At 45.8% G+C, this 23,160-nt stretch carries 22 protein-coding genes; 1 reads left to right on the forward strand and 21 read right to left on the reverse strand.

Features of this window, described 5'->3' with window-relative positions:
• Window positions 1–56: 56 nt before the first annotated feature.
• The 18 genes from AC4EG4_RS18750 to metG all read right to left on the reverse strand — a co-directional run bounded on the left by AC4EG4_RS18750 (window position 57) and on the right by metG (window position 20,353).
• Entirely contained in the window at window positions 57–347 is a 291-nt protein-coding gene (locus tag AC4EG4_RS18750) for an RNA-binding S4 domain-containing protein (RefSeq protein WP_490980230.1), read from the reverse strand.
• Window positions 348–349: 2 nt separating this feature from the next.
• On the reverse strand, window positions 350–1,813 hold the full coding sequence (gene yabN / locus AC4EG4_RS18755) for a bifunctional methyltransferase/pyrophosphohydrolase YabN (RefSeq protein ID WP_490988684.1): 1,464 nt from the start codon (window positions 1,811–1,813) through the stop codon (window positions 350–352).
• Window positions 1,810–3,414: a putative polysaccharide biosynthesis protein gene (locus AC4EG4_RS18760; protein ID WP_490988685.1), complete on the reverse strand. Its 1,605-nt coding sequence runs from the start codon at window positions 3,412–3,414 to the stop codon at window positions 1,810–1,812. Before AC4EG4_RS18760 ends, yabN begins: the two co-directional genes overlap by 4 nt.
• A gap of 197 nt (window positions 3,415–3,611) precedes the next feature.
• Window positions 3,612–7,145: a transcription-repair coupling factor gene (mfd, locus tag AC4EG4_RS18765; protein ID WP_490988686.1), complete on the reverse strand. Its 3,534-nt coding sequence runs from the start codon at window positions 7,143–7,145 to the stop codon at window positions 3,612–3,614.
• Between the two features lie 69 nt (window positions 7,146–7,214).
• Window positions 7,215–7,778, reverse strand: coding sequence for an aminoacyl-tRNA hydrolase (gene pth, locus AC4EG4_RS18770; protein ID WP_490988687.1), 564 nt, complete (start codon window positions 7,776–7,778; stop codon window positions 7,215–7,217).
• 104 nt (window positions 7,779–7,882) lie between these two features.
• Entirely contained in the window at window positions 7,883–8,536 is a 654-nt protein-coding gene (locus AC4EG4_RS18775; protein WP_490980235.1) for a 50S ribosomal protein L25/general stress protein Ctc, read from the reverse strand.
• Between the two features lie 116 nt (window positions 8,537–8,652).
• Window positions 8,653–9,615, reverse strand: a complete 963-nt coding sequence (locus tag AC4EG4_RS18780) for a ribose-phosphate diphosphokinase (protein ID WP_142830631.1) — start codon at window positions 9,613–9,615, stop codon at window positions 8,653–8,655.
• A gap of 15 nt (window positions 9,616–9,630) precedes the next feature.
• Window positions 9,631–11,004, reverse strand: a complete 1,374-nt coding sequence (glmU, locus tag AC4EG4_RS18785; protein WP_490980236.1) for a bifunctional UDP-N-acetylglucosamine diphosphorylase/glucosamine-1-phosphate N-acetyltransferase GlmU — start codon at window positions 11,002–11,004, stop codon at window positions 9,631–9,633.
• Window positions 11,005–11,251: 247 nt separating this feature from the next.
• Window positions 11,252–11,536: a septation regulator SpoVG gene (gene spoVG, locus AC4EG4_RS18790; RefSeq protein ID WP_142830626.1), complete on the reverse strand. Its 285-nt coding sequence runs from the start codon at window positions 11,534–11,536 to the stop codon at window positions 11,252–11,254.
• A 181-nt stretch (window positions 11,537–11,717) separates the two neighbouring features.
• A complete protein-coding gene (locus AC4EG4_RS18795) occupies window positions 11,718–12,095 on the reverse strand; it encodes a RidA family protein (protein ID WP_490980237.1) in 378 nt (125 codons plus the stop codon).
• Between the two features lies 1 nt (window position 12,096).
• Window positions 12,097–12,924 (reverse strand): pur operon repressor, encoded by an 828-nt coding sequence (gene purR / locus AC4EG4_RS18800; RefSeq protein ID WP_490980238.1) that lies wholly within the window; start codon window positions 12,922–12,924, stop codon window positions 12,097–12,099.
• 57 nt (window positions 12,925–12,981) lie between these two features.
• Window positions 12,982–13,845, reverse strand: a complete 864-nt coding sequence (gene ispE / locus AC4EG4_RS18805; protein WP_490980239.1) for a 4-(cytidine 5'-diphospho)-2-C-methyl-D-erythritol kinase — start codon at window positions 13,843–13,845, stop codon at window positions 12,982–12,984.
• Between the two features lie 145 nt (window positions 13,846–13,990).
• The gene (veg, locus tag AC4EG4_RS18810; protein WP_490980240.1) at window positions 13,991–14,254 is read right to left on the reverse strand and encodes a biofilm formation stimulator Veg; all 264 of its coding nucleotides are present in this window, start codon (window positions 14,252–14,254) and stop codon (window positions 13,991–13,993) included.
• 163 nt (window positions 14,255–14,417) lie between these two features.
• The gene (rsmA, locus tag AC4EG4_RS18815; RefSeq protein ID WP_490980241.1) at window positions 14,418–15,296 is read right to left on the reverse strand and encodes a 16S rRNA (adenine(1518)-N(6)/adenine(1519)-N(6))-dimethyltransferase RsmA; all 879 of its coding nucleotides are present in this window, start codon (window positions 15,294–15,296) and stop codon (window positions 14,418–14,420) included.
• The gene (gene rnmV / locus AC4EG4_RS18820) at window positions 15,293–15,853 is read right to left on the reverse strand and encodes a ribonuclease M5 (protein ID WP_215101508.1); all 561 of its coding nucleotides are present in this window, start codon (window positions 15,851–15,853) and stop codon (window positions 15,293–15,295) included. The genes rsmA and rnmV overlap by 4 nt, the downstream gene beginning before the upstream one ends.
• A 112-nt stretch (window positions 15,854–15,965) precedes the next feature.
• Complete coding sequence (locus AC4EG4_RS18825; protein ID WP_490988688.1) at window positions 15,966–17,339, reverse strand: ubiquitin-like domain-containing protein; 1,374 nt, start codon at window positions 17,337–17,339, stop codon at window positions 15,966–15,968.
• A gap of 71 nt (window positions 17,340–17,410) precedes the next feature.
• The gene (locus AC4EG4_RS18830; protein ID WP_490980243.1) at window positions 17,411–18,193 is read right to left on the reverse strand and encodes a TatD family hydrolase; all 783 of its coding nucleotides are present in this window, start codon (window positions 18,191–18,193) and stop codon (window positions 17,411–17,413) included.
• Between the two features lie 201 nt (window positions 18,194–18,394).
• Window positions 18,395–20,353: a methionine--tRNA ligase gene (gene metG, locus AC4EG4_RS18835; RefSeq protein ID WP_490988689.1), complete on the reverse strand. Its 1,959-nt coding sequence runs from the start codon at window positions 20,351–20,353 to the stop codon at window positions 18,395–18,397.
• Between the two features lie 333 nt (window positions 20,354–20,686).
• Between metG and abrB the strand changes: the two genes are divergently transcribed.
• Window positions 20,687–20,965, forward strand: a complete 279-nt coding sequence (gene abrB / locus AC4EG4_RS18840; protein ID WP_407676721.1) for a transition state genes transcriptional regulator AbrB — start codon at window positions 20,687–20,689, stop codon at window positions 20,963–20,965.
• A 251-nt stretch (window positions 20,966–21,216) separates the two neighbouring features.
• Here the strand turns inward: abrB and rsmI are convergent, their stop codons facing one another.
• Genes rsmI through AC4EG4_RS18855 form a run of 3 tightly spaced genes read right to left on the reverse strand, consistent with a single transcriptional unit; the run spans window position 21,217 to window position 23,076 of the window.
• The gene (gene rsmI, locus AC4EG4_RS18845) at window positions 21,217–22,086 is read right to left on the reverse strand and encodes a 16S rRNA (cytidine(1402)-2'-O)-methyltransferase (protein ID WP_490988690.1); all 870 of its coding nucleotides are present in this window, start codon (window positions 22,084–22,086) and stop codon (window positions 21,217–21,219) included.
• Entirely contained in the window at window positions 22,083–22,352 is a 270-nt protein-coding gene (locus AC4EG4_RS18850) for a GIY-YIG nuclease family protein (protein ID WP_490980246.1), read from the reverse strand. Before AC4EG4_RS18850 ends, rsmI begins: the two co-directional genes overlap by 4 nt.
• Window positions 22,339–23,076, reverse strand: a complete 738-nt coding sequence (locus tag AC4EG4_RS18855) for a tRNA1(Val) (adenine(37)-N6)-methyltransferase (protein ID WP_490988691.1) — start codon at window positions 23,074–23,076, stop codon at window positions 22,339–22,341. The genes AC4EG4_RS18850 and AC4EG4_RS18855 overlap by 14 nt, the downstream gene beginning before the upstream one ends.
• Window positions 23,077–23,160 lie beyond the last annotated feature (84 nt).

Below are 23,160 nucleotides of genomic sequence, written 5' to 3' on the forward strand. Positions count from 1 at the left end.
ATCCATGGTGCATTTTGTTCAGAAAAAAACCTGCACAAGGCAGGTTTTAAAAACATTTACGCTTCATCATCAATAAATTCAGGTTCGACCTTATCCAACTTTTCTTCTTTCAAGATGGTGTACATAGTGGCCGCTTCTTCTTTTTTGGCGACTTCTTTCAACCGATCGATCCGCACCGTCACGACTTTTTGGCCGAAGCGGATTTGCAGCTCATCATTTTCTTTGATGACTGAGCTGGCTTTTGCTTTATTGCCGTTTACCGTGATGCGGCCTTGGTCAGCCACTTGCTTCGCTAACGTACGGCGTTTAATCAAACGTGAAACTTTCAAAAATTTATCGAGGCGCATAATTATTCTTCCTTTCTTGCCAATAGTTTGGCTTGGTTCCAAAATCTATCCAACTGCTCCAGCGTGTAGTCGCTGAAGTTTCCAGTCCCCTGCCTTACTTGCTGTTCCACATAGTTGAAACGCGTTTGGAATTTTCGGTTTGCCTGCATCATTGCTTCTTCGGGTGATAAGTCAAAGAAACGGGCAATGTTCACAAGAGTGAACAACAAATCGCCGAGTTCATCCAATTGGCGGGCTTTGGAACCTTTCGCTACTTCCTGTTGAAACTCCTGCAATTCTTCATGGAATTTATCCCATGCACCGGCAGCATCCGGCCAGCCGAATCCGACTTTCGCCGCTTTTTTCTGGTAATTGAACGAGGTGGTCAAAGAAGAACTGAATCGGTCCTGGCCATCCAACAAAGACTCAGCAGCCGGTTTTTCCTGTGCTTTGATTTCCTGCCAATTGGCGACAACCTGATCGGCATCTTTCACCGTCGCATCCCCAAACACATGCGGATGGCGGCGAATCATTTTCGCACCGATGGATTCCAGCACATCCTCTAACTGGAAGTAGCCGTTATCCTGGCCGATTTGGGCATGCAGGAATACCTGCAGCAAGACATCGCCCAATTCATCAGCGATCGCGTCATCGTCGCCTTCCTGAATCGCCTGAAGCAGCTCGTGTGCTTCTTCAATCAAAAATGGACTCAGCGACTCATGCGTCTGCTCGCGGTCCCACGGGCAGCCTTCAGGGCTTCTCAGCTTCGCAATGATGCTGCGGAATGTTTGCCATTCCTTTAAGCGCTGGTTTTGCTCAGTTGCCGGCGGAACATAAACCGTCGTCAAGTTGTTGACTTCCGCTGAACGGTCCAATTCGTGAAGCGGCACGGTACGCAGCACTTCGTCTTTAGACCCGGCAGCCGTCACGATAGTTACTAAATAGTCATCCGGGTATTTTTCCATCAGCGTCAATTTGACTTCCGACGCACTAAAGCTGTCATACACTTGGGCAATCAATAAGTGCTGTGTCATGTTGACTTGGTCACTCGTCATTTCTGTGCCGTCCATCAATTGAAAACCTTCAATCGGATCGATGCGAAGCGCCCCGAACAGTGAATCCAGGAAACTGTGTCCGCCTTCGATGACCAGTTGGCATCTCCCCTGTTTTTCAGCGTCAATTAGGTTTTGTACAGTTTGCTCTGCCACTAAAGGGTGTCCTGGAACGGCATAAATAACCGATGCCTTAAGAGATAAATCAACCAGCGTTTCAGCAATTTCTTCATAGACCGGACTGAAGGTGTCGTATTTTTCATAAACCCCGTCAAAGCTTGTAAAAGTTACACCTTCCTGTGCCAGTTCTACCAGTACCGGATGATCTTCGGTTCGTACGTATAAATTATCCGCAGCTTTCAGCTTTTTATAGACGCCAAGCGGCAATTGGTCTAAATCTCCGGCGCCAAGGCCGATAATGTGAATGGTGTTCATCGCTTTTCACCTTTTTTCTTTGAATTTAGTGCTAATTGCAGTCCTGCCAACTTGCGGCCGAACGGAATGATATACCATTCTTTTTCGGTAATGATGCGGCTCTTGGCGACTATTGCCATGAATACCACAGCACCAAGCGGAATGGCCGTAGCAGTTGTGAGTGTTGCACCTACTCGGCTGGACAGGCCATCAAACAAGTAGCCATCAGCCACCATCGCCCAGCCCAGCACTACTGCAGACATGGCCAAAGCAGCTCCAAAAAGCCAGCCATAATAGGAAAGCGGAGCAAACTGCAGCGGCCAGACTTTCTTGAAATAGAACAATAAGCCCGCTACGATCACCGCTAAGCCGATATTCCCGGCAACAGCCGCACCCGTGACTCCCCAAATGGGCAGCAGCAGCCAATTGCCAATGACTTTTACAACCAAGCCCAACAGCAGCAGCAAAGCTGGAACTCTTACCTTACCGAGTCCGTGAAGCATCGCCGTCATAATCAGCAGCAGCGACATCCAGACAATCTGCCAACTGAAGATGATCAAGGCACCGGACTGTTCGCGTGTTTGAAATAAGGTTTCATTCACGTGGGGCATGACAAAGGTCAGCCCTGCCGCAGCGGCGAATGCAAACAGAAAAGACACGCGAAATGCCAATTGGGCATACATCTCCGGCGGTCTGCCGTTATGTTTTTTAGAAGTCCGTGCGACCAGCGGCACAATTGCTAAAGTCAGCGAAGTGGCGATTAAAATGCCAAATTGCACAAGCGGCTGGCCGCGGTCGTAGATTCCTTTCTGTTCCATTGCAGCAAGACGTGCGAGACCGCTTTCTTCCAGCAGCCGGAATACTGTAAACGAGTCGACCAACTGAAATAATAATAGGATTAACGAACTCATGCTGACACTCAAACTGACCGCAGTCATTTCCTTGATGACCGGCCAAGTTCTGACTTGTTCAGGCTGTTTCAGAAAATTTGACTGCTTGCGGAAGTAGACCAGCAGCAAGACCACTGCCCCAAGCCCGCCGGCAACTGCACCCAGCATCGCCATTTGTCCCGCAGCGTACAATGAAAATCCGCTCGAAACGACGAGCCAGGTGCCGATTAAAATGACTGATACACGCAGTCCCTGTTCCATCACCTGCGCATAGGCAACTGGCGCCATGTCATTGCGCGACTGAAAATATCCTTTTAAAATAGCGAGCGGCGCCATTAACAGCACCGAAAACGCACCTACTTTCAGCAAGCCGTCCAGTTGCCTGTCACCCATCCAACCTGCCAGAAGTTCTGCACCGAAAAACAGCAAAGCAAATACCGATGCGGAAATAGCGGCCACATACAGGAACGCAATGCGCAAAATTGGCCCGTGTGTTTGCCTGTCGGTATCCGCCAGCAATTTGGAAACTGCTACAGCAAAGCCGTAGGATGTCCAGATGCCGAAAATCGCAACAAACGGATACACTTGCTGGTATATATAGAAGCCCTGGTCTCCGACAAGGTTCTGAAAAGGCACCCGGTAGACCGCGCTCAGCAGCTTGACGATAAATCCTGCAATCGTCAGCAAGACCGCACCTTTCATAAATGATTTCATTGTGCCTTCATTGTTCACCGGACCCACTCATCTCTTGCTTATAGTAACTTTATATGTTGGAAAAGTTTTTGCTGTTATACGATCGCTCGCGGCACAACTCCCGCAAGAAACCGGGAAAATCCTACGTCTTCTTGCTTCGCTCAGCTCTCAAACGCGCCTTCAGCAAGTAAGGTTGGGCTATTGAATCGTCCAAAACAATCATTCTTTCGTTCGACTCAACTAACCGATTTTTCTTCACGAAGCGATTCCGGCAGCAGTTTGATCATGCCTTCCAACACATCGAACGGATGCAGTTTTTTGGTTTTGTTTTCATCAATGGACATGACCAGCTGCTGGCCGGACATGCTGAAGCCGACGGCGCGTCCGTACGCAGCTGATTCTTCCACCACTTTGCCGCCGTTAATGCTGGATGTGCCTTTTTCGCTCAGCTTGACGGTCACAACTTTACCGTTTTGCTTGATTGACTCGACGCCTACTTCGCGTGCCCATACTTTCATGCGGGCAATACGCAGCAAACTGTCGGTTTCATTTGGCATGTCGCCGAAACGGTCGATCAATTCATCCTGCAGCTCGGTCATTTCTTCTTCCGTCTCCACACCTTTGACGCGTTTGTACATTTGGATCTTCTGGTAGCCGTCGCTGACATAGGAATCGGGAATATAGGCATCGACATCGAGTGAAATCTCGATTTCCGGAACCACTTCTTTTTTCACACCGGACTGACGTTCGTCGATGGCCTCCTGTAGCATTTGCGAATACAGATCAAAGCCGACAGAATCAATGAAGCCATGCTGCTGTGAACCAAGCAGATTACCTGCCCCGCGAATCGTTAAATCGCGCATGGCGATTTTAAAGCCGGAGCCAAGTTCGGTGAATTCTTTGATGGCCATCAGACGTTTTTCTGCAACGTCCGTCAGCACTTTGTCGCGCTGATACATGAAATAAGCGTAAGCCACTCGGCTCGAACGCCCGACGCGTCCACGCAATTGATAAAGCTGCGACAAGCCCATGCGATCGGCGTTGTAAACGATCAAGGTGTTGACGTTTGGAATATCAATCCCGGTTTCGATGATGGTCGTCGTCACCAAAACATCGTAATCACCGTCAAGGAATCCTAAAATGACCGATTCCAGTTCGGTTTCGCTCATTTGCCCGTGGGCATAGCCGACGCGCGCTTCCGGTACCAATGCTTGAATTTCTTCCACTTTCCGCGTCATATCGTCCACTCGGTTGTACAAATAAAACACTTGGCCGCCGCGTGCCATTTCGCGCTCGATAGCTTCGCGCACGAGAGCGCCGTTGTGCTCCATAACATAGCTTTGCACCGGGAAACGATTGGCCGGCGGCGTTTCGATGACGGACAAGTCGCGTACACCGATCATCGACATATGAAGCGTCCGCGGAATCGGTGTTGCCGTCAGCGTTAACACATCTACGTTGGTCTTCATTTGCTTGATTTTTTCTTTATGCGTCACTCCAAAGCGCTGTTCTTCGTCGATGATCAACAAACCAAGATCCTTGTACTGCATATCTTTCGATAAAATGCGGTGTGTGCCGACAACTACGTCAACTGATCCATTCTTCAGCCCTTTGACGGTTTCGCCCTGTTGTTTTTTGGAACGGAACCGGCTCATCAAGCCGACCGTAATCGGGTAATCCTTGAACCGCTCGCTCATCGTTTCAAAATGCTGCTGTGCCAATATGGTCGTGGGTACGAGAAACGCCACTTGCTTGCCGTCCAATACGGCTTTGAATGCCGCGCGGATGGCGACTTCTGTTTTGCCGTAACCAACATCGCCACAGATCAAGCGGTCCATCGGCCGTTCATTTTCCATATCGCGTTTTACTTCATTAATGGAGCGCAATTGATCGACCGTTTCTTCGTAAGGAAACTCTGCTTCAAATTGGCGCTGCATGTCCTGCTCTTCGGAAAATGCAAAGCCTCTTAACGCTTCCCGCTCCGCATAAAGTTTGATCAGGTCATCCGCAATGTCTTGGACTGCTGCCGATACTTTCGTGCGGGTTTTCTTCCATTCTGCGCCGCCCATCTTATGGAGCTTCGGTTCTTTTTCTTCAGACGCGATGTATTTTTGGATCAAGTCGATTTTATCGACCGGTACGAATAATTTATCGTCAGCCTTGTAGACAATATGAAGGTAATCTTTATGAACGCCGCCACTTTCCAAGGTTTCGATGCCGACAAAACGGCCGATGCCGTGATGGATGTGGACAATGTAATCGCCTGGTTTGATTTCCGAGTAGCTCTTGATGCGCTCGGCATTCGTCAGCTTTTGAGCACGCGTTTTCTTTTTCGGCTGCTGCTTGAACAATTCCGAATCGGTAATGACAGTCAAACGCTGCAACGGCATTTCAAACCCGGTCGATAATTCTCCATCAACCAAATAAATCTTACCGCCTTGAATTTCTGTCGAAGACGAGGCAATTTCCGCTTCCATGTCATAATCGGCCAGAACGGCACGCACTTTTTGCATGCGATCTTCTCCCTGCGCCACGATAAAGATTTGGAACTTCCCTAAAGTCCATCGCTCCATCTCTGCTTTCAGGAGATGCATTTGGCCGTGGAAAGACTGCATCGGCTTGCATGAAAAGGCAATGGATTTTTTGACCGTCACCATCGGGAACGTCCGGACGAATAAAGACAAGAACGTCACTTTCTGCTCAAGCTTCGCCATCATTTCCCGGAACGTGTAAGTTAACGAAACATCATGAAGAAACTTTCCTTCTTCCAGCAGCGAGACAATCCAATCGCCTTCTTCGCGCTCTAAGGTATCGGTCATTTCCTGGATGCGCCCCAGTTCGTCAAAAAACACAAGTCCATTGCCCGGGAAATAATCACCGAGAAACGCCGATTGTGTATCAATCATGGCCGCATACTTCGCCAGTTGCTCCGGCGTTTCACCTTGTTTCAACAAATCAATGTCGTGCTGAATATGCTGAAGCATCAAAGCTTTCGTATCGTCAGCTTTGATTTTCTTCAAACTGGCAGCAAGTTTAGCTTCTAATTTCCCCGCCAATTCGATGCGCTGGTCTTTCGACAGCACCAATTCACTTGCTGGAAGAATGCACAATGATTGAACTTTCTCCAGTGAACGCTGATCTTCGGCTGAAAACAGCCGCAGCGAATCCACTTCCGTATCAAACAACTCAATGCGGACCGGATGTTCAAAGTTCAACGGATAAATATCCAGAATTCCCCCTCGAAGCGCGAACTCTCCAGGAGTGGTCACCATTGGTGTACGGGAATAGCCCATCGCCACCAATTTTAGCAGCCATTCTTCTGTATCCAGCTCTTCGCCTTCAGCGATGCGCAGTGTGGCATAATCCCATTGCTCTTGTGTCGGCAATAGTTTGCGCATTCCTGCTACCGGTGTAATGTAAATGCCTTTGCCAACGCTTTTCATATGATCCAGCGTATCGATGCGGTGAGCCCGCAGTTCCGGTCCTGAAAATGACACCTCTGCAGCAATCAACTCTTCCGCAGGGTAAAGGTGGACTTGCTGCTCCCCAACAAGCCGCACCAAGTCATCGTATACACGCTGGGCATGCAATAAATTGGGTGTCACAATCAATAAAGGGGTTTCTGTTTCCGACCAGATTGTCTGGTAGAAAATCGGCCGCGCACTGCCGGATAAACCGGAAATCAGTTGATGGTCTTGCCCCTTTTTCAAATCAGCTATAAATTTTTGTGTATGAGTATCCTCCGAAAAGGTTTGTAAAATATGATTCATCCAACTTCCTCCTTTCAAAAACACACAGGAAACAGAAAAAAGCTCTGAACGCCAGATGCGTCAAAGCGATTATGCTCCATTAAATTGATTCATTACTTCGAGATAAGGTTTAGAGAGCCAAGTTTCGCAAGCTGCCGCACTCTTTTTGATCGCATCGGCGACTTCCGGCATCTCTTCTTTTGAAAAGCGCTGCAGCACATAGTCCGGCACTTTCATGCCTGCGGGTGGACGGCTAATGCCGATGCGCAGCCTGTTAAATTCCTGAGTGCCTAAATGCTGGATCAGTGACTTGATGCCATTATGGCCACCGGCACTGCCTTTTTGGCGCAACCGCAATTGGCCAGCCGGCAAATCCAGGTCATCGTATACCACAATAATGTCTTTTAGCTCGATACTGTAGTAATCCATTACCGCACTAACACTTTCACCTGATAAATTCATGTAAGTCAGCGGCTTCAAAAGCATCACCTTGCCTTCAGGACGATGGCTAATGGAATACATCCCTTTAAATTTCGCCTGCGTCAACGGTGCATTCCATTGGCTTGCCAAATAATCGACCACTTTAAAGCCGATGTTGTGGCGTGTGTCTTCATATGTTTTGCCCGGATTTCCCAGGCCAATAATCAATTTCATACCCATCTTCCTTTGCTTTTTCACTGCCTTTTATTTTACCATAAGTAATCGTGAAACAAAAAAATAGGGACTGTCTCTCGACAGCCCCTATTTCCCACTCGTATTTATGCTTCTTTGTTTTCTTCTTCTTCAGAATCTTCGCTGCCAACCACTTCTGGTTCTGCATCTTCGTCAGATACAGTTTCAAGCTCGTCCAATTCTTCTTGTGTACGTGGAGCTGTTGCAGATACAAGGATAAAGTCGTCTTCATCCAAGATTTCGTATGATACAGTTCCGCGGATATCGCCGACTGTGATTGTTTCGCCAATCGCCAATTCAGTTGTGTCCACTTCTAATGCATCCGGGATGTCAGAAGGTTTTACGCGTACAGTTACTTCGCGGTTTGGCTGAGTGATAAAGCCGCCTTCTTTTTCGCCTACTGATTCGCCAGTCAAGTGAACTGTTACAGCCACTTCTAGCTCATCGGACATGTTGATCGCTAAAAAGTCAACGTGCTTGAAGCTGCCTTTTAAAGCGTCCATTTGGTAGTCGCTCAATACAACGTTTGTGCTTTTGCCATCGATTTCAAGGCTGATTACGCCGTTACGTCCAGATTCACGCAAAGTTTTGATCAATTCGATTTCAGATACAGTTACCGGTGTCGTTTCAGTTTTAAAGCCGTAAACTACGCCTGGTACATTTCCTTTTGAACGAAGTTCAGTTAATGCAGAATTCTTGTTGCTGCTTTCTCTTTTTTGTGCGGTCATTTTTACAGTCATTACTTTCAGCCTCCAGTTATATTAAAAAGTACATAATTCTCGATAGGTACATATAACAGTATATACCCTTTTCCTACAATAATGAAACCTATTACACAGAAAGGTGGTTATTCTGATCAATCAAAGAGTGTGCTGACAGATTTTTGTTCATGAACACGAACAATGGTTTCAGCCAATAAACGCGCTACAGACAATTGCTTGATCTTCGGAGATTTCTTTTCTTCAGGCAATGCAATCGAATTGGTGATGATCAATTCCTTGATCACGGAATCGTTGATGCGCTGTACTGCAGGACCCGACAGGACAGGATGTGTACAGCAGGCGTATACTTCTTTTGCGCCACTTTCAATCAAAGCGCTGGCCGCAATTGAAATGGTTCCCGCTGTATCGATGATGTCATCGATAATGATGGCAGTTTTGCCTTCGACATTACCAACAATGTTCATGACTTCCGATACATTCGGGCGAGGGCGGCGCTTGTCAATAATCGCAATCGGCGCTTTCAGGCGGTCCGCCATTTTGCGTGCACGCGTAACCCCGCCATGATCCGGTGAAACAATGATGACATTTTCAAGATCGATGCCACTTTCGTTCAGGAAATAATCGGAAAGCAAAGGTACAGCTACCAGGTGGTCAATCAAAATATCAAAGAACCCTTGGATTTGAGGAGCATGCAAATCCAGGACGACTACACGGGTTGCCCCTGCAGTTTCCAGAAGGTTCGCTACTAATTTTGCGGTAATCGGTTCACGTGAGCGGGCTTTACGGTCCTGGCGGGCATAACCGTAATAAGGAATCACGACATTGACTGTGCGGGCAGAGGCACGTTTGACAGCATCGATCATGATCAATAGCTCCATCAAGTTTTCATTGACTGGCTGAGAAGTCGATTGCACGATGAATACATCATAACCACGAATACTTTCTTCAATATTGATCTGGATTTCACCGTCACTGAAATGTGTAACCGAACTTTTTCCAAGTGGAATGCCTGCGTGTTCTGAAATTTCTTCAGCCAGCGCCTGGTTCGAATTCAATGAAAAGATTTTCAATTTCGAGTTTGCATTTTGATAGCCCATTAGGTGTGAACCCTCCTATTTTTTACCGTTCAATTTGTTTGCGTAGCCTTCTTTATTTTCCTGGCGCGCGCGAGCAATCGCCAATGAATCCGTTGGAACATCTTTCGAAATGGTAGAGCCAGCCGCTACATAAGACCCTTTGCCTACAGTAACCGGTGCAATCAGATTGGAGTTGCAGCCGATAAAGGTGTTATCTTCGATAACGGTCTGGAATTTATTTTTTCCATCATAGTTAACCGTGATTGTGCCGCAGCCGATATTGACGTCTGTTCCCACCTGGGCATCGCCAATATAGCTTAAGTGAGAAACTTTGCTGTCGTTTCCGACGGTTGATTTTTTCACTTCGACAAAGTTGCCGATTTTTACATCATTGCCCAATACCGTTTCTGGACGGATGTGTGCAAACGGCCCCACAGCTGTATCTGTTCCGATGCTGCTGTCGTGGATCTCTGAACTGCGGATGGTCGTACGGTCTCCGATAGTGCTGTTGACAATATGGCTGTTCGAAGAAATGACGCAGTCTTCTCCGATTTTCGTATCCCCATCGATCGTTACGTTCGGGTGGATGATGGTATCCGCCCCAATTTCCGCTTGTGCGCTAATATAAGCTGTTGCCGGATCAATGATGGACACACCGGCTCTCATGTGCTTTTCAGCAATTCGTTTGCGCATTGTGCTTTCCGCTTGGCTCAAAGCCACACGGTCGTTTACCCCAAGAGTTTCATCAAAGCTGTCTGTTGCATAAGCGGCAACAACTTCTCCTTGTTTTTGAAGAATTTCGATGACGTCTGGCAAATAATATTCACCTTGGACATTGTCATTGGAAACCAGTTTCAACGCTTCGAACAATGCTTCATTATCAAAACAGTACGTTCCGGTATTGATTTCTTTCACTTGCTGCTCTTCTGGAGATGCGTCTTTTTGCTCGACGATCTTTTCGACGATGCCAGCGTTGTTGCGAAGAATCCGTCCGTAGCCTGTTGGATTGTCGGCGATTGCCGTTAAGATTGTAGCTTTTGCCTGAGTTTCAGCATGCTGATCAAGAAGAGCCTGCATGGTTTCCGGACGTATTAGCGGTGTGTCCCCGCAAACGACCAACGTTGTGCCAGCAAGCCCTTCGATCATAGAAGCTGTTTGCTGCACGGCATGAGCCGTTCCTAGTTGTTCCGATTGCAACGCGTATTCACTTTTTTCGCCCAGCTGCTGCTGAACTTTTTCTGCCCCATGGCCCACAACGGTAACGATTTTTTCGACGCCGAGTTTCTCGACATTGCGCGTCACGTGCTCAACCATCGGCATACCGCATACTGGATGAAGCACTTTGTACAATTTTGACTTCATGCGCGTGCCTTGGCCGGCAGCTAAAATTACTGCGTATGTATTCGCCATTCCTTGCCCCTCCACTCCTGAGCTGATAAGATGTCCATTTTGACCTTCTTATCGACCATTTATTTATACCGCTTGTGAAATCCAGTTTTTAAACTGGCTATGTCAATTTAAAAAATCGCTTTTCCTTATTGACTATAGCGGAAAAACCCTGTTTTTTCAAGGTTTCAAGGCATGACAATACCATTACAAAAAAAGTCAAATAAAAAAAGAGCCTATTTAATATAGAAGGCCCCTTGATTCCGCTCCGTTAAACACTGGCATTTTCCAATACCGTTTCGCTTTCACTTTGCTCATATGCAGTTAAGACAGCTTCTTGAAGCTTGGTGCGTGCGCTCGAATTGATCGGATGGGCAATATCCCGAAACTCTCCATCCGGTGTTCTTTTGCTCGGCATCGCAACAAACAAGCCTTCATTTCCATCAATCACACGAATGTCATGGATGACAAACTCATTATCCAGTGTGATGGAAGCGATTGCTCTCATTCTGCCATCGGTTTGTACACGCCGCAATCTCACATCTGTTACTTCCATTCTTTCATCCTCCCTTCTCTCAGCTGTTATTTAAACCCTAATTATGGGTATTCGCTAAAAAGGACTAATCTCCTTCATAATTTACAAAACTTATTAGAAAATTTGATCAATAAAACAAAAGAACTGCAAGCAGCTCGTTTATACGAGGAAGCTTGCAGTTCTTTTGTTTCAAAATTTGCTTTTAGTTGTTCACTTTTGCAATAACTTCAATTTCTACTTTCACGTCTTTTGGCAGACGGGCCACTTCAACAGTTGAGCGTGCCGGTTTATGATCGCCAAAATATGCTGCGTAAACCTCGTTCAATTCCGCAAAATCGTTCATATCTTTAATAAAAACAGTGGTCTTAATAACTTCCCCCAGAGAGGAACCGGCTTCTGCAAGAACGGCTTTTAAGTTAGAAAAGACTTGATGAGCCTGGTCAGACATCGTGCCTTCCACCAATTCTCCGGTTGCAGTTAATGGAATTTGGCCTGAACTGTAGAGCAAGCCTCCTGAAACCACACCTTGTGAATAGGGTCCAATCGCAGCTGCTGCTTTATCTGTCGCTACATAATTCATATTAAATTCCTCCATTCTCAAAATAATTTCCTTCTTCTAAAGCAATTGTGCGTTCTTTTTCGCTCACTTCATGCAATTTGACGAGAGACAGGTATTTTTCTACAAGCCGTTCATCCGAATGTTCTGCCTCGACCAATACAGCCACCCCAGCCAACGTGCATTCAAACTCCTCCAGCAAGTTTTTCATGCCGTTCATCGTTCCGCCGACTTTCATAAAGTCGTCGGTGATAAGGACACGCTGGCCGCTTTTCATGCTGCGTTTTGACAACACCATGGTCTGAATGCGGCGGGAAGATCCTGAAACATAATTGATGCTAACTGTAGAGCCTTCCGTAACTTTGCTGTCTCTACGGACGATAACCACCGGCACATTTAAATGGCGGGCAATCGCATGGGCAATGGGGATGCCCTTTGTAGCCACTGTCATAATAACGTCAATTTTTTCTTTTGCGAACGCGGTGGCGAATACTTTGCCGACACGGTTCATCATCTCCGGATTACCCAACACATCGGTCATATACAAATAGCCCCCCGGCAGAAGCCGATCGGAATGACTCAGCTCTTCCATGAGATCTGCCATAATAGACCTGATTTCACGGGCTTGGAGCTTAGGAATAAATTTAACGCCGCCCGCTGCTCCGGGAACGGTCATCAGCAAACCAATTCCTTTTTCTTCGAACGTTTCTTTGACAATCCCCAAATCTTCACTGATAGACGACTTGGCTGATTGATAAAGATCCGAGAAATAAGTCAGCGGAATTAATTTATGCGGGTGTTCCAATAAAAAATGCGTCATATCAACAAGCCGTTCACTGCGCTTCCACTTCAAGACTACCCTCTCCTAAACACGAATGATTTATAGAAAACTTACCATAAATATCCGTATTTAGGCAAGTGGCTCCCGTTCGCCGATCAAACGCACAGCGTAAACTTCTGAACAGAATCCACGCAAGCCATTATAAATGCGCGGAATGCGTGCTTCGTTATGCACCAATCCAAAAACCGTCGGGCCGCTGCCGCTCATCAATACCGCGTCAGCACCAAATTTCTTCATCTGTTCTTTAATTTGTTCAACTTCCGGATACAATTTTAAGGTAACGCTCTCGAGTGCATTTCCTAAGTTGTCACACATGGCTTCATAATCGCCGTCATGGAGTGCTTGGATCATTTCGTCCGTATTTGGATGCTGAGCTGTTTGGACATCGAACGCTCCGTAAACGTCAGCTGTAGAAACCCCAATTGTCGGCTTCGCTAAAATAACCCAACAATTTGGCGGAGTCGGCAACTCCTGGATAATTTCACCACGCCCTTTAGCTAACGCCGTGCCCCCGTAAACACAAAAAGAAACGTCTGAACCAATTTTGGCTCCCAGTTCAGCTAACTCATCAAGTGACAGGTTTAATTGCCACAGTTTGTTGAGCCCTTTTAATGTTGCTGCGGCATCACTGCTGCCTCCAGCAAGGCCGGCAGCGACCGGAATTTTTTTATCCAGCGAAATGATGACGCCGGTTTTGATGTTGAAAGTATCTTTGATCAATTGCGCCGCCTGGTAAGCAAGGTTGCGGGAATCGTTCGGTACAAAGCGATCTGCAGACTGGATATGTATGCCTTTGGCGGTTCCCATCAATCCGATGCGGTCCGACAAATCCACCGTTGTCATGATCATTTCAATTTCGTGGTAATTATCTGGACGTTTATGTAACACGTCTAATGTTAAGTTGATCTTGGCAGGCGCTTTTACGTAGAGCATCCCACTGCCTCCTTTTATATTCTAATGAAGACTATTTTAACATACCGCCGGACAATGGAAAGCAAAGTGCCGACAGAAACAAAAAAACTCGCTTTCTGCTTGTAAGCAGGAGCAAGTTTTGGAGTAACTTATACATATGATTCAATTATTTCACGACAAGTGCGTTTTCAGTTCCTTCGTACACAGTAATTTCTACTGCTTCAGTTAAGATGTCTGCGTAGCTGTAAGACACGCGTTCAAATGCATGCTCTTCTTGATCTAGCTCAATTACGAACACGGAGTGATACGTTTCGCGCAGGATTCCGGCACGTTCGACCGTTTTCTTGCGACCTCCGTTTGCCTTCAAAAGCAAGCGTTTTCCTAAATGTAGGTCTAACGACTTTTTAATATCCGCCAAAGTTTTGGGCATTTTGTCTACACCTCACTATAGACAAAATTTTACCATAATATAATGGAATAGTCAAGCAAATTTATAATTTTATCAACGACTGCCCAGTGCTGTCAATATTTATTTATTCGAAATATCTTTAACCCGAAACAACATGTGCCAAAATTGTAACAGATCCCCGGTTTCACTGGAAATAAGCATACAATTTGTCAGCGAGTAACCCAAATTCTTTGATCGTTAAGGTTTCTCCGCGACGGGCAGGATCGATTTCTGCTTCTTCCAATGCCTTCAAAATCAGTTCTTTTTTCTCTTTTCCTAAAGGCATTGCCACTTGAAGGTTGTTCAAAATAGTTTTTCTTCGTTGAACAAACGACCCTCTTGTCACACTAAAGAAAAAGTCCTCATCAATGACTTCCACTTCTGGAACTTCCCGTTTAGTCATTCGAATAACAGCCGAATCAACATTCGGCTGCGGCAAAAATACGGACTTCGGAACCGTTAATGCCATCTCGGCCTGTGTGTAGTACTGAATGGCGATAGACAGCGATCCGTAAGCCTTAGTCCCAGGTTTAGCTGTAATGCGTTCAGCCACCTCTTTTTGCAGCATAACGACCATACCGCGAATCGGCAGTTTTTCCAGCAATAGCTTTAAAATAATAGGTGTGGTTACATAATAGGGCAAATTTGCTACAACGACGATATCATCATAACCTGCCAGCTCACGGTCGATAGCAGCTTGCACATCGGTTTTCAAAATATCGGCATGAACGATGGAAATGTTGTCGTATGGTGAGAGTGTGTCGTCGAGTACAGGAAGCAGCCGCTGATCGATTTCAAAAGCCAGCACTTTGCCTGCTTCTCTTGCCAGATGTTCGGTTAATGCACCAATTCCCGGGCCAATTTCGATGGCTGCAGAGTTCTTGGTCAATTTTGCCTGTCCGACAATTTTTCGTAAAATATTAGGATCGATTAAAAAGTTCTGCCCCAAGCTTTTTTTCACTTTTAAATCATATTTTGCCATGATTTGTTGGGTGCGGATGGGTGTCGCTATATCTTTGGTCATTGGTTTTCCTCCTGAGTTAACGCTTGTACCGCTTTAATAAACTGGTCTTTGGATATACCGAACATATAGAGACGCTTCTGGAGCTGTTTGCCATTGGTATAGCCGATCTGTAGATCATTGCCGATTTGGATGCGGCGCTGTTTGGCTTGTGGATGTGCTACAAGCCCAGCATCGATCAAATCTTCCATGGTAATCTCTACAGCACGTTCTTCCTGCAGCGGCGTATAGACAGCTTGTAAGGCTTCGCGGATGTCTTCATCACGGGCATGCTCGATTCCTAAACCTTTGCCATTTTTAGCAATCGTCTTTTCTTTCGCCAAAAATGCATGCTTAGCCTGAGGCACGTGTTCTTCAATAATAGCACGGATACGCCGTCCCGGATAATCAGGATCTGTAAAAACGATGACACCCCGTTTTTGTTGCGCGTGCGCAATTCGCTGAAGTGTTTCTGGCGTTATGGCGGAACCGTTGGTCTCAATTGTATCTGCGTTGACTGCGCGCTTAATCGCGACTGTATCGTCTTTTCCTTCAACTACGATAATTTCATTTATCTTCATATATATTTCCTCTTTTCAAGCTTCTTGTTTATTCTACACGTTAGCGGGTAGACGTGTAAAAAGCTTTCCTGGGAATGAACCCAAGAAAGCCTATGGTGGAGTTTACTGTAGATTAGTTAAGAATTCTAACTTTTACTTGTTTGCGTCCAAATGAGATCGCATCAGATTGGCTGGCCATAAACAAATCAATCTTGTTGCCTTTGATTGCTCCGCCAGTATCACCTGCAATCGCATTTCCATATCCTTCAACCCATACTTTAGAGCCTAACGGAATAACGCTAGGGTCTACAGCAATCACTTTAAGGCCTGGATTTGTATGCAAGTTGATTCCGGTAGCTGTAATTCCTGAACAGCCGGTGCAGCTTGCTGTATAAGCTGTGGCTGACACGTAAAACTCTTTGCCGCCTGTTGGCTCCGCTTCTGCCGGTGCTGCTTTAGCAGGTTCTGCTTTTGCTTGTGCAGGAGCAGGTGTTTTTTCAGCTGAAGCTGTTTTGACTGATGCTTTTTCTGCTGGTGCTGCTTTTTTCTCGGTTGGTGCTGCCTGTTTTGCAGGCTCTGCTTTAGCTGTTGGAGCTGCTGCTTTGGCTTGAGTGCCACGTGAAACGCTGGCCACAACGGTTTTCGTTCCTACTGCAGTTACTTGCTTCGTTGGTTCTTTTACCACTTTTTCGTTTTTAAGGTCACGCTTTACTTCTTTGCCGTTTTCCTTAACCACTTCGTACGTTTTTTCAACTACGCCATTCGCTCCCTTTTGGACAAGCTTTTCGCTGCCTTTAAGAAGTGAACTGTCTTTTTTTGTTTCTACCGCATATTTTACAGAATCCTCGACTACATCGGTGACCTTTTCAACGCGGACCACTTTGACTGTTGAATTCGGAAGGACCAATTCGTCCATTTCGTTCTCCACTCGATCCAGTTTGCCCACTGAAATTTCATGCTGCTTTAAAAGGTCAGCGACCGTAGTCGAAGTAGACCATACTTTCTTATCTTCCGTACCGTCTTGAATGGTAACCTCATAAGCTTTTTCCACTGAGATCGTTGTTTCCTCATCAACTTGCTCTTCTAGTGCCGGTGATACTTTATCGTGTTTCGTAAGCTCAACGTTCGCTTTTGCCAAAATTTCTGACACCGTGTTTTCAGTTGTCCAAGCCGAAGTGGCCTCTCCATCAACTGTCACATTGTATTGTTCTGCTGCATCCCATTCGAGAGATAAATCTTCATTGATTGCTGTTTCTGCAGAATGGCTCAAGAAATCGTGTTCTCCAGGTTTGATGTCCTGCTCTTCTAAAAATGCTCCGACGGTTTCTGCATGGGTTCTTACTTCTTCCTGTTCACCATTTGCTGTTACAGATACTGTATTCTTTGTGCCTTCATATATTGCAAAGGTCAAAACCGCTGCAAACAACAATACAGTTGCGATTGTTACCGCCAATGATTTACCTTTGAATAATTTTGATGATTTGGGTTTATTTGTTTCTATTGACAAAAATAATTCCTCCTTCTTCACTTGAGTGATTATATGGGCTCATGTTTAACGTGTCAAACGATCTGATTTTTTTAATTTCCCTTTTTTTGAGAAAGTTTATAAAATTTTTCAGCATTTTCAGTGGTTGCTTTTGCTACTTCTTCTATCGAAATTCCTTTTAATCGTGCGATTTCTTCGGCTACTAATGGCACATAAGAGGGTTCATTTCGCTTTCCACGATACGGGTGAGGCGCTAAATACGGAGCATCTGTTTCGATCATCAGGTGATCGAGTGAAATCAATTCGGCGACTTCTTTCGGCTTTTTGGCATTTTTGAATGTGACCGGCCCGCCAAGAGAAATCATAAAGTTCATTTCTATACTTTCGCGGGCAGTTTCAACGCTGCCGCTGAAACAATGCATGACACCGCCTACTTCTGCTGCATTTTCTTCTTTTAGAATTTTCAAGACATCTTCCGTGGCTTCCCGATTGTGGATGATAATAGGCAACTCGACTTTTTTAGCCAATCGAATCTGCTTGCGGAAAATTTCCTGCTGCACTTCTTTTGGTGACTTGTCCCAATGGTAATCCAATCCGGTTTCCCCGATTCCAACTACTTTTGGATGGGCTGATAGTTCTTCAATCCATTTCAGGTCTTCTTCAGTACAATCGATGGCATCGACTGGATGCCAACCAATTACTGCGAAGATGAATTCATAGGTTTCGGCCAATTCTATGGCTCGTTCGATCGTTTTTCGGTCGAAGCCGATGACTACCATTTTCTCCACATGGCTTTCTCGTGCACGCTCAATGACTTGTACCAGGTCCTCATCATATTGGTCTGCATTTAAATGTACATGGGTATCGATAAACATCAATCATTCTCCTCACATTAAGCTTTATTCTAATGGTTCCACCTGTATCTTTCTTCACAACAACATTACAATTGGGTAACAAAACATGTTAGTTCCATGTCAAAACGATTATTTCAGCTGTAATCTTGGGCCGTAAAACCCAGAAAAACCAAAAAAGACCCACTTTTTAAAGTGGGTCAAAACAGGCCTTTTCCAGTAGTGTTATTTTATTTTCGCGCCATTTGGGAGTTTTTCAGCAACTGACGCCAACGTCAGGTAGCCGTCTTTTTCACCAGCTAAGATCATGCCTTGAGACAATTCGCCTCGAAGTTTTACAGGTTTTAGGTTGGCGACTACTACTACTTTCTTGCCAACTAGTTCTGCGGGTTTGTAATGTTCTGCAATCCCAGAAACAACTTGCCGCTGCTCATACCCCATATCCAACTGAAGTTTCAACAGTTTTGATGTCTTTGGAACAGCTTCACAAGCTGTCACTGTCGCTACACGCAAATCTACTTTTGCAAAATCTTCAATTGCGATTTCCGGAACGTCTGGAACTTCGACAATTGTTGGCTCTTCTGCAACTGGTGCCGCAGTGCCGCGCATTTGATCGCGAATGTACGCAACTTCCGGGTCTACTTCAAGACGCGGGAAGATAGGCGTTCCTTTGGACACCACTTGAGTGCCTGAAGGAATTTGGCTAAAGTCTTGCAGCGTATCCCAAGCTAAAAATTCTTCTGTCAGTCCAAGCTGTTCAATAATTTGCTTTGGTGCGTTCGGCAGGAACGGCTGCAACATAACTGCAGTCATGCGCAGGCTTTCTGCCAGATGAGCCATTACTGAAGCCAACTGGCTTTTTGCAGCTTCGTCTTTTGCCAGTACCCATGGCTGTGTTTCATCGATGTATTTATTGGTTCTTGAAATCAGTGCCCAAACTTCACTTAAGACAATGCTGAATTGCATTCTCTCCATATGCTGCTCGTAGACTTTTACTGTCTGCGCAGCTACGCGTTGAAGCGGCCCGTCAAATTCCGTCTGCAATCCGTTGATCTGCGGTACAGCCCCGTCGAAATATTTATTGATCATCGATACCGTCCGGTTTAATAAGTTCCCGAGATCGTTTGCTAAATCAAAATTGGTTCGCTCGACAAACGATTCTGGTGAAAAGACGCCGTCTGAACCAAATGGCAGCTCACGCAACAGGAAGTAGCGTGTCGCATCCAAGCCGTAGCGCTCCACGAGCATTTCCGGATAAACAACATTGCCTTTGGATTTCGACATCTTGCCGTCTTTCATCATGATAAAGCCGTGGGCAAACACTTTCTTCGGCAGCGGCAAATCCAATGCCATTAAGAAAATCGGCCAATAGATCGTATGAAAGCGAACAATATCTTTCCCAACTACATGCACATCGGCCGGCCAGTACTTATTGAATAGAGTTTCGTCATCTGAGCCGTAGCCAAGTGACGTGATGTAATTCGACAATGCATCGACCCATACATAAATGACGTGTTTTGGATCTCCTGGAACCGGAATTCCCCAATCAAAAGAAGTCCGTGATACCGACAGGTCTTCTAGTCCAGGTTTGATGAAATTATTGATCATTTCGTTTTTGCGCGATTCCGGCTCAATAAATTCAACATTGTTTTCGTAATACTCGAGCAAGCGTCCTGCATATTTTTTCATATTGAAGAAATACGATTCTTCTTTAACTTTGTGGACTGGGCGCCCGCAATCCGGACAATTCCCGTTGTCCAACTGGTTTTCCGTAAAGAACGATTCGCAAGGCGTACAGTACCAGCCTTCATACTCGCCTTTATAAATATCGCCATTGTCGAGGAAGGTTTTGAAAATCCGTTCCACTCCTTCTTTATGGCGATTTTCTGTAGTGCGGATAAAATCATCGTACGTAATATCCATTGTCGACCAAACTTGTTTAGCGGCTGCAGCCATGTCATCCACAAACTCCTGTGGCGCCATGCCCGCTTCTTGCGCTTTTTCTTCAATTTTTTGGCCATGTTCGTCCATTCCAGTCAAAAACCGGACATCAAATCCACGTAAACGCTTGTAGCGGACCATTGCATCAGAGGCGACCGTTGTATAAGCCGTTCCAATATGGAATTTTCCGCTTGGGTAATAAATCGGGGTAGTTAAATAAAAGGTCTCTTTGTTAGCAGTCACGAAAAATTCCTCCAGTTTTTTGGTATAGTTCTTATTTTAACGAAGTCCCCTATTTTGTACAATCTTTCAATTCGACAAAGAAGTTTTCAGTAAAAATTCGACATTTTTTATTCAAACTTGAGAGTATTTTTTCAGTTTTCCAGTAATCTTGTCAAATTCATGGCGTTCTTAAGCACAAATCAAAGAAAATTAACAAGAGATGTAAAATTTCATTATGATTCTGATAGTTTTTTATTGACCAAATTGCCAGTAGTTGGTATGATTTATGACAGGAAGTGGTAAATGTCGAATTTTGACGAATGCATCCGATAAATTAAAAGGGGGATTATTATTATGAAATCGACAGGTATTGTTCGAAAAGTGGACGAATTAGGACGTGTGGTAATTCCGATTGAATTACGCCGTACTTTGGGAATCGCAGAAAAAGACGCATTGGAAATTTATGTGGATGACGACAAAATTATTTTGAAAAAATATTTACCTAATATGACATGTGCAGTTACAGGCGAAGTATCAGACGACAACATGCAGTTGGTTGGCGGGAAATTGATTTTGAGTGCTGAAGGCGCAGAAATGCTGGTAAAAGAGATTCAAAATAACTTGAAAAAGTAAGATTGCAAAACCCAGGATGCATTGGCATCCTGGGTTTTTTCATGTTCAAGGAACTAGTCTTACAACGGTTGTGGAATCTGCACGGGCGCTTCCGCTTGTCGGGGCTAAACGGCTGCTTCCGCTTTTCTTACTGTCCAGACTCCAACGCCCAGATCCTTGGGTCATAAGCCACGCTGGCTGTGCGGCTGAAAACATGCCGCTTCGCCAGCGCGTCTTATGCCCGTCGGATCTACATGGGCGCTTCCGCTTTTCTAAGTATGATAAGCTTGGTAAACTTCTCTCTTGGACAGTTGGCGTTCGATTGCTGCTTCTTTGATGGCTTCTTTGGATGTCAGGTTTTTGGTTGCGATCAGCTGGTCTACGTGTTCTTCGATGGACAGGTTCTCCCACCATTTCACATTTTCCAAAGGTTCTGGGTCAGCATTGCCTTCGAGTACCAAGCAAAACTCGCCGCGGATTTCATTTTCTTCAGCCCATCCCACTGCCTCTTCAATCGTCCCTCTTAAAAACTCTTCGAATTTTTTTGTCACTTCCCGCGCCAATGTGATCTTTCGTTCGTCGCCTACTGCTTTTTGGATGCTTTTCAAGCTTTCCTTCAGCCGGTGGGGAGCTTCGTAAAAAATCAGGGTTTCTTCTTTCTGGCTGAGGAGTTCCAGCTCTGCCTGCCGGTCTTTTTTATTGCGCGATAGGAATCCGTAAAACAAAAAAGGTTGCGGCGAGATTCCAGATGCAATCAGTGCACTCAGGGCCGCGTTGGCTCCGGGTATTGGCACAACAGGATAGCCTTCAGCAACCGCTCGTTTGACGATGTCTTCTCCAGGATCGGAAATGCATGGCATTCCCGCATCACTGACCAACGCCACGGACTTGCCTTCTTCCAAGTACGACAAGATCTTAAAACCGCCGCTCTCCTGGTTGTGTTCGTGGTAGCTGACCAACTTGGTCTGAATATCGAAATAGTTGCAGAGATTTTTGGTGTTGCGCGTGTCTTCCGCCGCAATTATATCCACTTCTTTTAGGATGCGCAGGGCGCGGATTGTCATATCTTCCAAATTGCCGATGGGTGTTGCCACCAAATACAAAGTGGCTGTCTTGTGCTGAAAACTTTTTTGGGATTTCATTTGCCGTTCTCCTTTCCTTCAGCAATATAACGAATTTTTTGTGCCTTTGTTAATTGCTTGAAGGCATATTCCGCTTTCATCGCTGCCGGTTTTGTGTCAAAGCATTCCTGATGAATAAGCTTGGATGGCCCTTTAGCTCGTGTGTATTTCGCACCTTTTCCTGCATTGTGCGCAGCGAGCCTCTTTTCAAGGTCGTTGGTGTACCCGGCATAATAAGACCGATCGGCGCATTCCAAAACGTAAAAATAATGGTTACTCGCTGCCATACAACAATTCCCGCACTTCTTCGGTGTATTCTCCATTGTCACCGTAGACTATTAGCGGCGGCAAAATTTTCAAATCCGGTTTGCCATCTTTAATGCCTTCAATCAATAGCGTATTGGCTTCTTTGCCTGCCTTCGGATATACCAAACGGATCCGTTTCGGTTCCAGCCGGTTGGCGCGCATTGCCGCAATCAGGTCGATCAAGCGGCCGGACCGATGGACAAATGCCGCTTTTCCGCCTTGCTTCAGCAACTGGCTTGCTGCCAAAACCGCTTCATCCAAGGTCAGGTGCAGCTCATGCCGCGCAATCGCCATGTGCTCACTGATGTTTTTGTCGCTCATCTCATGTGCCGGGAAATAGGGCGGGTTGCAGGTCACGACATCGTATTTTTCAAATCCCAGCTGTGCCGGCATGTCTTTTACATCGCCTTTAATAATGTCAATTTGCTGCTCGAGGCCATTATAGGCCACACTGCGCCGCGCCATGTGGGCAAGCCGCTCCTGCAGCTCCACACCGATGATGCGGGATTCTGTACGGGCGCTTAAAAACAATGGAATCGCCCCGTTGCCAGTGCACAGATCCACGACGGTTCCTCTTTTCAGTGGAACATAAGCAAAACGCGCCAACAGAACGGCATCAAGCGAAAACGAAAACACCGACGGACTTTGGATGATCCGAAGGTCTTCTGCCAATAAATAATCCAATCTTTCGTCATCCACTAACATCTGTTCAACTCCCAGCATAACAAAAGGCTGCCGCCACACGGAGTGTCGGAAGCCTTTCTCTTTATCATCTTACAGACAGCTGCT

This window comes from Planococcus sp. TJ-201 (assembly GCF_058268495.1).

Excerpts from the sequence above, each read along its gene's own strand:
- AC4EG4_RS18780 (WP_142830631.1), bottom strand. The coding sequence starts at position 9,615 with ATGGGCTATCAAAATGCAAACTCGAAATTGAAAATCTTTTCATTGAAT.
- yabN (WP_490988684.1), bottom strand. The coding sequence starts at position 1,813 with ATGAACACCATTCACATTATCGGCCTTGGCGCCGGAGATTTAGACCAA.
- abrB (WP_407676721.1), top strand. The coding sequence starts at position 20,687 with ATGAAATCGACAGGTATTGTTCGAAAAGTGGACGAATTAGGACGTGTG.
- pth (WP_490988687.1), bottom strand. The coding sequence starts at position 7,778 with ATGAAATTGATTATTGGCCTGGGAAATCCGGGCAAAACATATGAAGAC.
- AC4EG4_RS18830 (WP_490980243.1), bottom strand. The coding sequence starts at position 18,193 with ATGTTTATCGATACCCATGTACATTTAAATGCAGACCAATATGATGAG.
- rsmI (WP_490988690.1), bottom strand. The coding sequence starts at position 22,086 with ATGAAATCCCAAAAAAGTTTTCAGCACAAGACAGCCACTTTGTATTTG.
- AC4EG4_RS18795 (WP_490980237.1), bottom strand. The coding sequence starts at position 12,095 with ATGAATTATGTAGCGACAGATAAAGCAGCAGCTGCGATTGGACCCTAT.
- AC4EG4_RS18850 (WP_490980246.1), bottom strand. The coding sequence starts at position 22,352 with ATGGCAGCGAGTAACCATTATTTTTACGTTTTGGAATGCGCCGATCGG.
- rnmV (WP_215101508.1), bottom strand. The coding sequence starts at position 15,853 with ATGAAGATAAATGAAATTATCGTAGTTGAAGGAAAAGACGATACAGTC.
- AC4EG4_RS18750 (WP_490980230.1), bottom strand. The coding sequence starts at position 347 with ATGCGCCTCGATAAATTTTTGAAAGTTTCACGTTTGATTAAACGCCGT.
- rsmA (WP_490980241.1), bottom strand. The coding sequence starts at position 15,296 with ATGACCAAAGATATAGCGACACCCATCCGCACCCAACAAATCATGGCA.
- glmU (WP_490980236.1), bottom strand. The coding sequence starts at position 11,004 with ATGGCGAATACATACGCAGTAATTTTAGCTGCCGGCCAAGGCACGCGC.
- spoVG (WP_142830626.1), bottom strand. The coding sequence starts at position 11,536 with ATGGAAGTAACAGATGTGAGATTGCGGCGTGTACAAACCGATGGCAGA.
- AC4EG4_RS18855 (WP_490988691.1), bottom strand. The coding sequence starts at position 23,076 with ATGTTAGTGGATGACGAAAGATTGGATTATTTATTGGCAGAAGACCTT.
- AC4EG4_RS18775 (WP_490980235.1), bottom strand. The coding sequence starts at position 8,536 with ATGACTGTAAAAATGACCGCACAAAAAAGAGAAAGCAGCAACAAGAAT.
- mfd (WP_490988686.1), bottom strand. The coding sequence starts at position 7,145 with ATGAATCATATTTTACAAACCTTTTCGGAGGATACTCATACACAAAAA.
- veg (WP_490980240.1), bottom strand. The coding sequence starts at position 14,254 with ATGCCCAAAACTTTGGCGGATATTAAAAAGTCGTTAGACCTACATTTA.
- ispE (WP_490980239.1), bottom strand. The coding sequence starts at position 13,845 with ATGCTCTACGTAAAAGCGCCTGCCAAGATCAACTTAACATTAGACGTG.